Origin of the sequence: Variovorax robiniae, assembly GCF_037889955.1 — a bacterium.
Taxonomy (GTDB): domain Bacteria; phylum Pseudomonadota; class Gammaproteobacteria; order Burkholderiales; family Burkholderiaceae_C; genus Variovorax; species Variovorax robiniae.
Window position 1 is genome coordinate 234,191 of the sequence record NZ_JBBKZS010000006.1, and the last position, 14,388, is coordinate 248,578.

The following is a 14,388-nucleotide window of genomic DNA, read 5'->3' on the forward strand; positions in this document are numbered from 1 at the left end:
TGTCGCAAATGGTCCGCAGGCCCTACCATGCGCGGACCCGGCCACTCTCCGCCCACCCTCCGCCAACACGCCACCCTGTAGCAATGGACCTGCGCCAACTTCGTTACTTCATCGCCATCGCCTCGGCCGAGAGCCTGTCGCGCGCATCGGTGGCCGTCGGCGTCACCCAGTCGGCACTGACCCGGCAACTGCAATTGCTGGAGGAAGAACTGGGCCTGCCGCTGCTGCGCCGCACGGGCCATGGCGTCACGCTGACCGAGGCTGGCGAACGCTTCCTCGGGTCGGCCACCGACATCGTGGACCGGGCCGATGCCGCGGTGCGCGACATGCAGGCCCTGCGCAAGACCACCGCCGGCAGCGTGGTGCTGGGCATTCCGCCGATGCTGGCCGAAACACTGCTGGTGCCGCTGGTCACGCGCTTCAAGCAGGACTTTCCGGAGGTGTCGCTGCGCGTGCGTGACGCCATCAGCGGCTATGTCCTCGAATGGCTGATCACCGGTCAGGTGGACGTGGCGGTCGTCTACAACGCGCCCAAGCGCGCCAAGCTGGCGCTGGAGACGCTGATCTCGGACGAGTTGATGCTGGTCGGCGCCGCCGGGCAGGGCGCCATGCAGACGGACGAACCCATTGACCTGGCCGAGGCCCTGAAGCTGCCGCTCGTGCTTCCGAGCCCGCTGCACGGGCTGCGCGACGTGATCGATTCCTCGGCGGCGCTCATCGCCGTCCAGCCCAACATCGCACTGGAGGTCGAGGGCATCCATTCCCTGATCCGCTTCGCCGAGGAGGGCTATGCCTACACTTTCCTGCCCTTCGGCTCGGTGTCGTACCACGTGTCGCGTGGCCTGCTGGGCGCGCGCCCCATCGTCAACCCCACGGTGCCCAGCGTGCTGTCGGTGGCCATGTCGACGAAGCGGCCCGCGACCAAGGCCATGAAGCAGCTGTTCCGCTACATCCGCGAAGACGTCGGCCGGTTGGTGGAGACCGAGGTCTGGCAGCTCCACAGGCCGCCAGCGGAAGCGTCCGCGACCGATCCGCCGAAGGCTGCTTGATATCTGCTATGCCTTTCAGTGTCGGAGGCGACTCCTACACTTTCCAGGACCGATCCCCTGGAGACATCAAGCCATGAGCGCAACGCAGCAAGACCCCACAGCCAAGAGCTTCCGCCACGCCCTGGGATGCTTCCCGACCGGCGTCGCCGTCATCACCACTTCCGATGCGCGGGGGCAACCGGTGGGGCTGACCTGCAACTCCTTCAGTTCCGTCTCGCTGGACCCGCCGCTGGTGCTCTGGAGCCTGCGCAACAACAGCAAGTCCATCGACATCTTCCGGCAGACCGAACAGTTCACCATCAACGTGCTGTCGCACCGGCAGGACGGCTTGTCGGGGCGCTTCGCGAGCAGCAGCAAGACCATGGCCGAGAAGTTCGACGGCGTGTCCTATGCCAGGGGCTGGGGCGGCTCGCCGGTGCTGGACGATTGCATCGCCAACTTCCAGTGCAGCGTGTTCGCCCGGCACGAGGCGGGGGACCATGTGGTCTTCATCGGGCAGGTGGAGAATTTCGAGCAGAGCAGCGACGAGGATGCGTTGGTGTTCTACAAGGGCGCCTACATGATGCTGGCGCAATCGCTGCGAGCCCTGGCCCAGAAGAGCAGCGATTCCGAAGCGGAACTCGTGGAGGCGCGGGCTGCCGTGCATGTGAGCCTGGTGCGGCTGGCCTGCAAGGCGGCGCAGCCTGCCGACATCGAGGCCATCGAGCGGAACCTGCGCGCGCTCGATCGTTACGCCGCCGAAGGCGACATGGTGCATCGCACGGAGGCGGCCATCACCTTCTTCAAGCAGCTGACCACCGCCGCGCACAACGAGATGCTGGCGGTGGTGGCGCAATCGCTGACGACGATCCTGGAGTACACGGTGTCGGAACACCTGGCGCGCTCGCAGGCGCCGACGATCTATCTGCCGGCGCTGAATCCCTTGCGCTGGCAGGTGCTGTCATGCATCCGGGCACGCGATTCGGACGGGGCGGCTGCGGCGATGTCGGAGTACTTTGGATTGGTGGCCTCGTCGCGGGCGGCGGTGGCGAAGGCGTTGAGCGCGGTAGAGGCGTAGGCGATCGCGCTCACTTTGAAGTCCGCCCGGCATGCGGTGCGCGCCGGGCGCCTTCACTGTGCCGGCCCCTGCGGGGCTCCCCTGCAGTGCTCGCGATCCGCGGGGTCCACATGAACTCGCCTTCGGCTCGAACAGCACGTGGCCCTGATCCGCGGATCGCTGCGCGCTTCGGCGGCACAGAGGCGGCGCCCGACGCGCACCGCATGCCAGGCTCAAGGGGTGTTCTATGGCCCTTCGCGTTGCGGTCCGGACAGACTCGAGCTGACTGTCGCACTCTCGCGCCGGTTGGCGCAATCTCCAACAGGGCGCGCGTTTCAATGTTGAGACGAGAACAAGTCCGTCAAACAACCCCTGAGCCCGGTATGCCAAGCGCGCTGGGCGCCGCCTCTGTGCCGCCGAGGAGCGCAGCCATTCGCGGATCAGGGCTCGCAGCTGTCTGAGTGGAGCGTCAGCGGAGCGAGTTCTGCGAGACCCCGCGAATGACAAGCACCGCAGGGGAGCCCCGAAGGGGCCGGCACAGTGAAGGCGACCAGCGCGCTTGGCATGCCGGGCGGCCTTCGCAGTGGGAACGACATCGTCCCCAGCAACGGGTCACCCCAGTCGTTGACGATGCCGCGCAATCTGCGCCCGCACCTGCGCTGGCGCCGTCCCGCCCAGCGTATTGCGCGCATTCAGCGACCCGCGCAGGCTCAGCACCTCGTACACATCCTTCTCGATCTTCGGATTGAACTCCTGCAGCACCTTCAGCGGCAACTCCGACAAATCGACGTTGTGCGAGATCGCGGCCTTCACCGCATGCGCCACGGCTTCATGCGCATCGCGGAAGGGGAGGCCCTTCTTCACCATGTAGTCGGCCAAGTCGGTCGCCGTGGCATAGCCGCGCAGCGCAGCCTGTTCCATCGCCTGCGGCTTGACCGTGATGCCGCCGACCATCTCGGCAAAGATGCGCAGCGTGTCCTTGAGCGTGTCGACCGTGTCGAACAATGGCTCCTTGTCTTCCTGGTTGTCCTTGTTGTAGGCCAGCGGCTGACCCTTCATCAGGGTGATCAGGCCCATCAGGTGGCCGACCACGCGGCCGGTCTTGCCGCGGGCAAGCTCGGGCACGTCCGGGTTCTTCTTCTGCGGCATGATTGAACTGCCAGTCGTGAAGCGGTCGGCGATCTGGATGAAACTGAAGTTCTGGCTCATCCAGAGAATCAGCTCCTCGCTGAAACGGCTGATGTGAATCATCGCCAGCGAGGCGGCCGAGGTGAACTCGATCGCGAAGTCGCGGTCGCTCACCGCGTCCAGGCTGTTCTGGCAGACGCCGTCCATGCCCAGCGTCTTCGCGACCATCTCGCGGTCCAGAGGGTAGCTGGTGCCGGCCAGCGCCGCGGCACCGAGCGGCAGGCGGTTCAGGCGCTTGCGCACGTCGGCCATGCGCTCGGCGTCGCGCGAGAACATCTCGACGTAGGCCAGCATGTGGTGGCCGAAGCTCACTGGCTGAGCGACTTGCAAATGCGTGAAGCCCGGCAGGATCACCTCGACGTTCTTCTCGGCGATGTCCAGCAGCGCCTTTTGCAGGTCGCCCAGCAGGTCTCCGATCAGGTCGATCTCGCCGCGCAGCCACAGGCGCACGTCGGTCGCGACCTGGTCATTGCGGCTGCGGCCGGTGTGCAGGCGCTTGCCGGCATCGCCGACGAGCTGGGTCAGGCGGGCTTCGATGTTGAGGTGCACGTCTTCCAGGTCCAGTTTCCATTCGAACTGGCCGGCCTCGATTTCGTTGCGAATCTGCTTCATCCCGCTTTCGATTGCGGCGTGGTCCTGCGTGCTGATGATCTTTTTTGCGGCGAGCATGCCGGCATGCGCCAGCGAACCCTCGATATCCGCCTGCCAAAGTCGTTGGTCAAATCCGACACTGGAGGTGTAGCGTTTGACCAGGTCGCTCATCGGTTCGGAGAACAGGGCGGACCAGGCTTCGGATTTCTTGTCGAGTTGGTTTTGGGTCATGGCGGGCAGGTGGAGGCAATAATGGTTGTCACGCCATGTATCAGTGATGCGCAACCTGTCGATTTTATCGGCCGCACCTGCGGCCAGCCCATCGGCGGCCCCATCGAGCGGCTCGCCGGCTTCCAAGCACGCGCCCGCCCATTCGCGGGTGGTGCTGTTCGACGCCTGCCAGGTGGGCACGGTGTTCCGGGCGGTGCTGTTCGTGGAGGCGGTGATCGCGGTCGGCGCGATGTTCGTGGCGGCGAGCGCGCAGGACTGGCTCGGGCTGCTGGCAACGATGACTGGCGGGGCGCTGCCGGCCACCTTGCTCTGGTTGATCCTGGCCTGCGCCCTCAAGAAGCCGCTGGCCCGCTTGCCGCGGCTGGCCCAGTATTCGGTCGGGGTGCTGCTGGGCGTGCTGTCGGCGCTGTATGGCTGTGGCCTGCTGCGCTTGACGGGCGTGCTGCCGGTGGCGCCCTGGCTGGCGAGCGGCCTGGCGGGCGCGTTGCTGGCGGGCGTTGCGATCACGGTGCTGGTGTTGCGTGCGCGCGGCCGCACCCCGGCGGCCACGACGGCGCGGCTGGAGGAGCTGCAGGCCCGCATCCGGCCGCACTTCCTCTTCAACACGCTCAACTCCGCCATCGCCCTGGTGCGCGAGGAACCGGCCAAGGCCGAGACCATGCTGGAAGACCTGGCCGAGCTGTTCCGCCGCGCGCTGGCCGATCCGCACGAACCGGTGACGCTGGCCGACGAGATCGCGCTGGCCGAGCGTTACCTGGCCATCGAGCAGGTACGCTTCGGCGACCGCCTGCGCATCCAGTGGCAGCTGGACCCCGGTGCGAGCGGCGCGAAACTCCCGCCCCTGTTGCTGCAACCATTGGTGGAAAACGCGGTCAAGCATGGCGTCGAGCCCAGCCCGGAGGGCGCCAACTTGCGCATCCGGACGGAGCGGCGCGGCGGCATGGTGGTGATCGAAGTCATCAACAGCCTGCCGCCGTTGCGCTGGGCCGACGAGCCGTTGCCGCGCGGCCACGGCATTGCACTGGCCAATGTGCGCGATCGCTTGCGGCTGCTGCACGACGTGCAGGCGCAGTTTCGTGCGGGCGTGGATCAGGGGAGCTACAGGGTGCGAATCGACATCCCGGCCAAATCTTGAAGGGCAATTGATTGATGAACTCGTTGCGTACCTTGATCGTCGATGATGAACCGCTGGCCCGCTCGCGCCTGCGCACCTTGCTGGCCGAATGCGACGCGCCGGCCGCCGATGTGATCGGCGAGGCCGCGCAGGCCAGGGAAGCGGAGCAGCGGCTGGACGAGTCACCGACCGATCTGGTGCTGCTCGACATCCACATGCCTGGCGTCGACGGCACCGAGTTCGCGCGGCAATTGCGCGGCCGGACCGATGCGCCGGCCATCGTCTTCGTCACGGCGCATTCGGGCCATGCCGTCACCGCTTTCGAACTGGACGCGGTCGACTACCTGACAAAGCCCGTGCGCGCCGAGCGCCTGCAGCAGGCGCTGCAGAAGGCCGAGCGCTACCTCAAGGAAAAGCGCGCCGCGTTGCCCGACCCGAACGAGGAAGTGTTCCTGATCCAGGACCGCGGCCGGGCCGAGCGGGTGCCGGTGTCGGAAGTCGTGTACCTCAAGTCCGAGTTCAAGTACCTGACCGTACGCACCTCCTCGCGCAGCCACATTTACGACGCCAGCCTGGCCGAGATCGAGGAGCGCTACCCGGATCGCTTCGTGCGCGTCCATCGCAACGCGCTGGTCGCGCGCTCGGCGATGCGGGCGCTGGAGAAATACGACGACGGCGAGGACATCGACGGCTGGGCGCTGCGCCTGCGCGGCATTGCCGAGCCGGTGGTGGTGTCGCGCCGGCAGTTGTCGGTGGTGCGGGATGCGCTCAAGGATTTGAGATGAGCACTGCGGCAGGTCGCGCGTGGGGGCTGTCATGAGCGCCTTGCCGGTGCCGACGCCGCCTGGCGACGAGCAGCCCGAGCCGGTGACGGTGACGGCGTCTGTCGAGTCGACCCAGCCCATCGAACCCGCCGAACTCGCGGAGACGCCACAGGAGCGCGTGATGCTGCACATGCCGGTCGACGTGCGCAGCCTGTCGCTCGCCGTACTCGCCGTGCTGGCCGCGGTCTTCGCATTGCGCTGGGCCGCGGCTGTCTTCATTCCGCTGATGCTGAGCCTGCTGCTCACCTATGCGCTGGCGCCGGTGGTTGAGCAGTTGGCGCGCTGGCACTTGCCGCGCGCCTTGGGCGCGGCGGTGGTGCTGCTGGCCATCGGCGGCGCGTTCGGCACCACCGTCTATTCGCTGGCCGACAGCGCCGGGGCATTGGTGGACTCCCTGCCGGTCGCGGCCCAGAAGCTGCGCATGTCGATGCGCCCGCATGGCCCCGTGAAGCCCGGCACGCTCGACAACGTGCAGCAGGCTGCCGCGCAACTGGAGCAGGCGGCCAACGAGAGTTCGGCCAAGGTCGCGGCCCAGAAGGGCGTGGCCCGTGTCGTGGTCGAGAAGCCGGCCTTCAACGTGCGCGACTACCTGTGGAGCGGCACCGTCGGCCTCCTCGGTGCGGCGGGGCAACTCACGCTGGTGGCTTTCCTGACCTTCTTCGCGCTGGCCTCCGGCGACACCTTCCGGCGCAAGCTGGTGAAGATCACCGGGCCCAGCCTGCAAAAGAAGAAGATCACCGTGCAGGTGCTCGACGACATCACCGGCCACATCCAACGCTACCTGCTGGTTCAGATCCTCACCAGTGCCATCGTCGGCGTGGCGACCGGGCTGGCTTTCTGGGCGCTGGGCATGGAGAACGCGGCCGTTTGGGGGATCATCGCGGGGGTCACCAACCTCATCCCGTACATCGGCTCGATCCTCATGATGGCGCTCTCGGCGCTGGTGGCCTTCATGCAGTTCAACACCATCGACATGGTGCTGCTGGTGGGCGGCGTGTCGCTGGTCATCCACACGCTGGTCGGCAACCTGTTGACACCCTGGCTCACCAGCCGTAGCAGCAGCATGAACGCCGTGGCGGTGTTCGTCGGCGTGATCTTCTGGGGCTGGCTGTGGGGCATCTGGGGCCTGCTGCTCGGCATCCCGATCATGATGGTCGTGAAGGCGGTGTGCGACCGGGTCGAAGATTTGCGGCCGCTGGGGGAAATACTTGGCGACTGACCGTTCGGCTATGACTGTTGGTCGGTGGCATTGCGCAGGGGATTGCGCAAACAATACGCAGCGACGCAAACCTTCGAACTACGCCCGGTTGCCCCGGCACCTCATCCAGTGACCATTCTCGACGCCCGCCAATCGGGGCTTGCCAACGGCGGCCCGAGTTTCTCCCTCGGGAACCGGCTCGTGCGTGCGCTCTGGATTCCGATCTGGCGCCTCGGCGCCGGCTGGACGCCGCGCCAGTTGCACCCGTGGCGCCGCTTCCTGCTGCGTGCCTTCGGCGCGAAGATGGCGCCCGGCAGCGACGTGCGCGGCAGCGCCAAGGTCTGGTATCCGGCCAACCTGGAAATGGAAGAGGGCGCGATCATCGGCCCCGGCGTGAACGTCTATTCGATGGGCAAGATCACGGTCGGTCGCAAGGCGCTGGTGTCGCAGGGCGTGCATCTGTGCGCTGGCACCCACGACTTCGACACGCCCCTGTTCCAGCTCGTTGCCAAGCCCATCACCATCGGTGCCCACGCCTGGGTCGCGGCGGAAGCCTTCGTCGGACCGGGCACGCGCATCGGCGAAGGGGCGGTGGTTGGCGCGCGCGCCGTGGCCTTCGGGGAACTGGAGCCCTGGACAGTGTATTCAGGCAATCCGGCTCGGGTGATCCGCCAGCGGCGGCGCTTCGAGACCGGCTGAGTCTTTCTGCTGGCGCCGCTGACCTCCGGCCTGGGGCAATGACGCTGGCTTGACAGGCGCTTCGCGCGTTGGCGCGCTGGCGCCGACGTCGTTGTCATCTTCGGGGTGTACGGTTGCGCAGCAAGTCGGCGCGTCGCTTGGTTTGCAACCGTTTGACAATATGCAGGTTGCGCACCCCGCGCCTGACAATTTCATCCATGAACATCACCATCATCGGCACCGGCTATGTCGGTCTCGTCACCGGCGTCTGCCTGGCCGACCTCGGCAACCACGTGTTTTGCCTCGACCTCGATCCGGTCAAGATCGCGACCCTCAACAGCGGCGGCATCCCCATCTACGAACCCGGGCTGGCCGACCTGGTGCATTCGAACGTGGCGGCCAGGCGGCTGGTCTTCTCGACCGACGTCGAACTGGCCGTAGCGCATGGCGACGTGCAATTCATCGCCGTTGGCACGCCCCCTGACGAAGATGGCAGCGCCGACCTGAAATACGTGCTGGCGGCGGCCCGCAGCATCGGGCGCAGCATGAAGGGCTTCAAGGTCGTCGTCGACAAGTCGACCGTGCCCGTGGGCACCGCGGAGAAGGTGGGAGCGGCCATCCGCGATGAACTGGAAAAGCGCGGCCTGACCGACCAACGCTTCGCCGTGGTCAGCAATCCGGAGTTCCTGAAGGAAGGCGCGGCCGTCGAGGACTTCATGCGGCCGGACCGCATCGTACTGGGCGTGGACGACAACGACACCGGCCGCGAAGCGCTCGCCGTCATGCGCAAGCTCTACGCGCCCTTCAACCGCAACCACGAGCGCATGCGCGTGATGAACGTGAAGTCGGCCGAGTTCACCAAGTACGCGGCCAACGCCATGCTGGCCACGCGCATCAGCTTCATGAACGAACTGGCCAACCTGGCCGACAAGGTGGGCGCGGACATCGAGATGGTGCGCCAGGGCATCGGCTCCGACCCGCGCATCGGCTACAGCTTCCTCTATGCCGGCACGGGCTACGGCGGCAGCTGCTTCCCGAAGGACGTGCAGGCGCTGATGCGCTCAGCCGGAGAGTACGGGCAACAGTTGCAGGTGCTGGAAGCGGTGGAAGCCGTCAACGATGCGCAGAAGCATGTGCTCGTGCGCAAGATCTTCGAGCGCTTCGGCAATGACCTCAAAGGCAAGACTTTCGCCGTGTGGGGCCTGGCGTTCAAGCCCAACACCGACGACATGCGCGAGGCGCCGAGCCGGGTGCTGCTGGGCGCACTCGCTCGTGCGGGGGCTCGCATTGTGGCGCACGATCCGGTGGCCGTGCAGGAGACGAAACGCGTGCTGCCGCTGGACTTTGCAGATGCGCCCTCCTGCATCGAGCAGATCGAATTCGCGAACGATCCGGTGGCTGCGCTGGATGGCGCCGACGCACTGGTCATCATGACCGAGTGGAAGGCCTATCGCAGCCCCAACCTCGAACGGCTGAAGGCGGTGATGAAGGCGCCTGTGATCTTCGATGGGCGCAACCTGTACGAGCCGGAGACGATGCGCGAGGCGGGCGTGACCTACCTTGGCATCGGGCGCAACAGCTATTGAAGGCATGAATCTGTCTGCTGCTGCGGCCGCCGATCTCGGGCCTGCGGTGTTTCATGCCCACCCGAAGAACCGCAGCACAGCCTCCCGCTTGTGCAGCGTATCCGTCCGCCCCAGCGCCATCAGCTCGCGCGTGAACCCCGGGTCGAACAGCAGGTAGCTGGCCAGCGCCGCGCCCTTCACGTGATGGATGCCGTCGGCGTTCATGCCGCCGAAGAGGTGGCGTACCGCGGCGGGCAGGGCGGCGACGTGGCGCGAGGCGATCACGTCGAGGCGCTCGGACGGTGAGATGACCAGCAGCTCCAGGGGGCGCAGCGCGGCGGTGGTGCGTAGCTCCGGCGGGACCAGGGCCAGCGTGGCGTTGATGCGGTCCACGCGCTCGATGTCCACGCCCAGCGAGTCCAGGAAGATGCTGGACATGGCATGGCCGGCGATCTGCGCCAGCGTCGGGTAGCCGGTGTGCGTATTGGGCGCCAGTTGCTCGTCCGGCTCGGTCATGCGCCCGGCGCCGATCACCAGGATGTGTTCGGCGCCGAGGTGGATGGTCGGGGACAGCGGCGCGGATTGCCGCATCGCGCCGTCGCCGAAGTATTCGACATGGTCGGCCACCTTCAACGGCGTCGCCGGAAAGACGAAGGGGATGGCCGACGATGCCATCAGGTGCTCGTGCGTGAGGGGGCAGCACACCGCATGCCGCTGCGAGCGCACCCACGGATCGACAGGCACGGCGGACTGGAAGAAGGTGACATGCTCCCCCGAGCTGTAGCTCGACGCGGTCACGGCCAGGGCCTGCACGTGGCCGGCCTGCATGAGGGCCGGCAAGCGGTCCAGCGGCACCTTGCGCTTCAGGAATTCGGCCAGCGGCGCGTTGTCCAGCAGCGAGCGTGGTTGGATATGCAGGATGGATCTGACGAAGCGCCCGAGCCCCAGCATCTGGCGCCAGCGCGCGCCGCTGCCGAGCATGGCCAGGGCGTCGGCCTGGTAGACCTGTTCGACGCTGACGTTGTGCCAGAGCTCGGCGATGCGGCGCACCACGGCATCGAAGTCGTCGGCGCCGCAGGCCAGGGCGGCGGCATTGATGGCGCCGGCCGAGGTGCCGGCGATGATCGGGAACGGGTTGGCCGCGTGACCCGCGCCCGCGCTGCGGCGGAGGTGGGCAATGGCCTCCAGCACGCCGACCTGGTAGGCGGCCCGCGCGCCGCCCCCCGTCAGCAGCAGGCCGGTCGGCCGGGCCATGTGCAACAGCACGCGCCGGGCGTGCAACGCCGGTTTACCTGATTCATGCCTCCCTTGGGCTGAGCAGCCGGTAGGCTGGCAACCCGATCTCCATTGGTGATGTGTGACAGGCCCTAGACTACCCGCCATTCAGGAGTTTGAGCAATGGCAACAACACATGAGGCCCTGGCTGCGGCGCTGCAGTCGGTCCAGGACCCGAACACCGGCAAGGATTTCGTCAGCACCCGCGCCCTCAAGAACGTGCAGGTCGAGGGCGGCGACGTGTCCTTCGACATCGAACTGGGCTATCCCGCGCGCAGCCAGCATGCGGCCTTGCGCAAGGCGCTGGTCGATGCGGCGCGCAAGGTGCCGGGCGTTGGCAACGTGTCGGTCAACATCCAGACGCGGGTCATCTCGCATGCGGTCCAGCGCGGCGTGCAACTGCTGCCCAACGTCAAGAACATCATCGCCGTGGCCTCGGGCAAGGGCGGTGTCGGCAAGAGCACCACCGCGGCCAACCTGGCGCTGGCGCTGGCGGCCGAAGGCGCGAACGTCGGCCTGCTCGACGCCGACATCTACGGGCCGAGCCAGCCGATGATGCTTGGCATCGAGGGCCGCCCTTCCAGCGAGGACGGCAAGACGATGATGCCGATGGAAAACCACGGCGTGCAGGTCATGTCGATCGGCTTCCTGGTCGACCAGGACGAGGCCATGATCTGGCGCGGCCCGATGGCCACGCAGGCGCTGGAACAGTTGCTTCGGCAGACCAACTGGAAGGACCTCGACTACCTCATCATCGACCTGCCGCCCGGCACCGGCGACATCCAGCTCACGCTGTCGCAGCGCGTGCCGATGACCGGCGCAGTGATCGTCACGACGCCGCAGGACATCGCGCTGCTGGACGCGAAGAAGGGCATCAAGATGTTCGAGAAGGTTGGCGTGCCGATCCTCGGGATCGTCGAGAACATGGCGGTGCACGTCTGCTCGAACTGCGGCCATGTGGAGCACATCTTCGGCGCGGAAGGCGGCAAGAAGATGGCGGCGCAATACAGCATGGACTACCTCGGCGCGTTGCCGCTGGACATCAACATCCGCCTGCAGGCCGACAGCGGCAAGCCGACCGTGGTGGCCGATCCGGACGGGACGGTAGCCGCCATCTACAAGGACATCGCGCGGCGCGTGGCGGTCGGGATCGCGGAGAAGGCCAAGGACTTCTCCGCGAAGTTCCCGACCATCACGATCAGCAAGAACACCTGAAGCCCTCCTTTGCTTCGCGGCCTCACTCACTGACCCATTCCTGACCCCGATGTTGCTGAAAAGTCACAGCACGTCAGCGCCTGCGCCTGCCCACTGAGTGTCCCGGCCAAAGCCCGCTCACAGCGGGCCGGGCCGCCTCTTGGCCGCAACACCCCATTGCGTGCCCGATCGGATGCTCATTGAATGTTTCTATTTGTGAATCATTCTTGAACATTCTGTTACAAGAATGCCTTCGCGGTGCTGTTCCGTTTCCCGGGGCGGCCTTTGATGGCAACAGGAGTATCGACACATGGCAGGTTCTTCCGCAGGCGTTCTCGATGGAGATCGCAGCAATGGCATGACGGGCGGCGAGCCCGGCCTTCTGGACAAGGCGCGCATCATCGCCGGCCCGGGCTACAACCGATGGCTCGTGCCGCCGGCTGCCCTTGCCATCCACCTGTGCATCGGCATGGCCTATGGGTTCTCCGTGTTCTGGCTGCCGCTGTCCAAGCAGCTCACCGCGGCCGGCGCGGGCGCTGCCTGCCCGAAGGACATGAGCTTCTTCGCGGAACTGTTCGCGACCGGTTGCGACTGGCACGTGGCCACGCTGGGCTGGATGTACACCCTGTTCTTCGTGTTTCTCGGTTGCGCGGCCGCGCTGTGGGGCGGCTGGCTGGAACATGCCGGCCCGCGCAAGGCCGGTGTGGTGTCGGCCGTGTGCTGGTGCGGTGGGATGCTGATCTCGGCGCTCGGCATTCACACGCACCAGTTCTGGATGATGATCCTGGGCTCCGGGGTGATTGGCGGCATCGGGCTGGGCCTGGGCTACATCTCGCCGGTGAGCACGCTGATCAAGTGGTTCCCCGACCGTCGCGGCATGGCGACCGGCATGGCCATCATGGGCTTCGGCGGCGGCGCGATGATCGGTTCGCCGCTGGCGGTGGACCTGATGAAGTATTTCGGCACGGCGACCGACGTCGGCGTGATGCAGACCTTCGTCGTGATGGCGCTCGTCTACTTCGTCTTCATGCTGGGCGGCGCCTTCGGCTACCGCGTGCCGGCCACGGGATGGAAGCCGGAAGGCTGGACGCCGCCGGTCGCCAAGACCGCCAACACCATGATCACGCAGCGCCACGTGCACGTGAGCAAGGTCTGGGGCATTCCGCAGTTCTGGCTGGTGTGGATGGTGCTGACGATGAACGTGAGCGCCGGCATCGGCGTGATCGGGATGGCCTCGCCGATGCTGCAGGAAGTCTTCGGCGGCAACCTGATCGGTGTCGCGAAGAAGTTCGGTGAACTCGACAAGACGCAACTCGCGGCCATCGCGACCGTGGCCGGCGGCTTCGCGGCGCTGCTGTCGCTGTTCAACATCGGCGGTCGCTTCTTCTGGGCCAGCCTGTCGGACAAGCTGGGTCGCAAGCTGACCTACACGATCTTCTTCATCCTGGGCGGCATCCTGTACGCGAGCATCCCGGGTTCCGCCGCGGCGGGCAGCAAGCTGCTGTTCGTGGGCGCGGTCTGCATCATCCTGTCGATGTACGGCGGCGGCTTCGCAACGGTGCCGGCCTACCTGGCCGACCTGTTCGGCACGCAGATGGTGGGCGCGATCCACGGCCGCCTGCTGACGGCCTGGGCCACGGCCGGTATCCTGGGCCCGGTGGTCGTGAACTACATGCGCGAATACCAGCTCGGCCTGGGCATCCCGCGCGAACAGGTCTACAACCAGACCATGTACATCCTGGTGGGCATGCTGGTGATCGGCCTGATCTGCAACCTGATGATTCGTCCGGTGGCGGACAAGCACTTCATGACGGAGGCGGAACTCGCCAACGAAAAGCGCCTGGCACATGAACGCGCGGCAGCAACCGAAGTCGGCTCGGCCATGGGCGGCGCAACGGGCGCTGTCAGCCCGGTCGTCGTGATGCTGGCCTGGGCAGCGGTCGGCATTCCGCTGGCTTGGGGCGTGTACCGCACCCTGCTCAGCGCGGCGAAATTCTTCAGCTGAGGCTGTAGATCGTTCGGCCTCGGAGATCGTTGCGCCGCGCCTTCACGACGTTGTGCAACTCGGCATCCGGGAGCCGAACGATCGACTGCGATATCCAACGGAAGCGATCGGAATGAAATGCCCGCACTGCGAAGCCCGCATCGGCCTGCTCTCGAAAGAGATGAATGAGCTCGGAAAGTCCAGGACTTGCCCTCATTGCGGAAAGGGCGTCAAGCTGGGCCTCGTTCACACCAGGTTTGTGCTGGCTTTCATTCCCATCGCCATCGCGGCCATCGTCCTCGGTTTGAGCGGGCCCGTCGCGGCCGGCATTGCTGGCGGCATTGGCGCGGCATTCGGCATGGGGCTCAAGAGCGCCGAGGCCTGGCCCCTGCCATTGGGCTGCCGTCCCGGCAGCAAGGCGGCGCGCAGCGCAGCACGGCAAACGATAGACTGATCAGTGA

The 14,388-nt window shown here is 66.4% G+C and carries 12 protein-coding genes; 10 read left to right on the plus strand and 2 right to left on the minus strand.

What is annotated here, in order from left to right:
- Nucleotides 1-83: 83 nt before the first annotated feature.
- Nucleotides 84-1,049, plus strand: a complete 966-nt coding sequence (locus tag WKW79_RS16350) for a LysR substrate-binding domain-containing protein (RefSeq protein WP_340336226.1) — start codon at nt 84-86, stop codon at nt 1,047-1,049.
- Between the two features lie 73 nt (nt 1,050-1,122).
- A complete protein-coding gene (locus WKW79_RS16355) occupies nt 1,123-2,106 on the plus strand; it encodes a flavin reductase (RefSeq protein ID WP_340336227.1) in 984 nt (327 codons plus the stop codon).
- Between the two features lie 591 nt (nt 2,107-2,697).
- Here the strand turns inward: WKW79_RS16355 and argH are convergent.
- Nucleotides 2,698-4,095, minus strand: coding sequence for an argininosuccinate lyase (gene argH, locus WKW79_RS16360; protein ID WP_340336228.1), 1,398 nt, complete (start codon nt 4,093-4,095; stop codon nt 2,698-2,700).
- Nucleotides 4,096-4,141: 46 nt separating this feature from the next.
- Here argH and WKW79_RS16365 point away from each other — a divergent pair, with 46 nt between their 5' ends.
- The 5 genes from WKW79_RS16365 (at nt 4,142) to WKW79_RS16385 (ending at nt 9,495) form a co-directional block, all read left to right on the plus strand.
- Nucleotides 4,142-5,230, plus strand: coding sequence for a sensor histidine kinase (locus WKW79_RS16365; RefSeq protein WP_340336229.1), 1,089 nt, complete (start codon nt 4,142-4,144; stop codon nt 5,228-5,230).
- Nucleotides 5,231-5,244: 14 nt separating this feature from the next.
- Nucleotides 5,245-5,994 (plus strand): LytR/AlgR family response regulator transcription factor, encoded by a 750-nt coding sequence (locus WKW79_RS16370; RefSeq protein WP_340336230.1) that lies wholly within the window; start codon nt 5,245-5,247, stop codon nt 5,992-5,994.
- A gap of 31 nt (nt 5,995-6,025) precedes the next feature.
- Nucleotides 6,026-7,252: an AI-2E family transporter gene (locus tag WKW79_RS16375; protein WP_340336231.1), complete on the plus strand. Its 1,227-nt coding sequence runs from the start codon at nt 6,026-6,028 to the stop codon at nt 7,250-7,252.
- 108 nt (nt 7,253-7,360) lie between these two features.
- Nucleotides 7,361-7,930: an LbetaH domain-containing protein gene (locus tag WKW79_RS16380; protein ID WP_340336232.1), complete on the plus strand. Its 570-nt coding sequence runs from the start codon at nt 7,361-7,363 to the stop codon at nt 7,928-7,930.
- A 197-nt stretch (nt 7,931-8,127) separates the two neighbouring features.
- On the plus strand, nt 8,128-9,495 hold the full coding sequence (locus WKW79_RS16385) for a UDP-glucose dehydrogenase family protein (RefSeq protein WP_340336233.1): 1,368 nt from the start codon (nt 8,128-8,130) through the stop codon (nt 9,493-9,495).
- 51 nt (nt 9,496-9,546) lie between these two features.
- On the opposite strand, the gene WKW79_RS16390 is transcribed toward WKW79_RS16385, so the two are convergent.
- Entirely contained in the window at nt 9,547-10,728 is a 1,182-nt protein-coding gene (locus WKW79_RS16390) for a patatin-like phospholipase family protein (RefSeq protein WP_340336419.1), read from the minus strand.
- 144 nt (nt 10,729-10,872) lie between these two features.
- On the opposite strand from WKW79_RS16390, the gene apbC reads away from it, so the two are divergent.
- The 3 genes from apbC (at nt 10,873) to WKW79_RS16405 (ending at nt 14,381) form a co-directional block, all read left to right on the plus strand.
- Entirely contained in the window at nt 10,873-11,964 is a 1,092-nt protein-coding gene (apbC, locus tag WKW79_RS16395; protein ID WP_340336234.1) for an iron-sulfur cluster carrier protein ApbC, read from the plus strand.
- Between the two features lie 337 nt (nt 11,965-12,301).
- On the plus strand, nt 12,302-13,948 hold the full coding sequence (locus WKW79_RS16400) for an OFA family MFS transporter (protein WP_340336420.1): 1,647 nt from the start codon (nt 12,302-12,304) through the stop codon (nt 13,946-13,948).
- A 52-nt stretch (nt 13,949-14,000) separates the two neighbouring features.
- Nucleotides 14,001-14,381: a hypothetical protein gene (locus WKW79_RS16405; protein WP_340336235.1), complete on the plus strand. Its 381-nt coding sequence runs from the start codon at nt 14,001-14,003 to the stop codon at nt 14,379-14,381.
- Nucleotides 14,382-14,388: the final 7 nt, after the last annotated feature.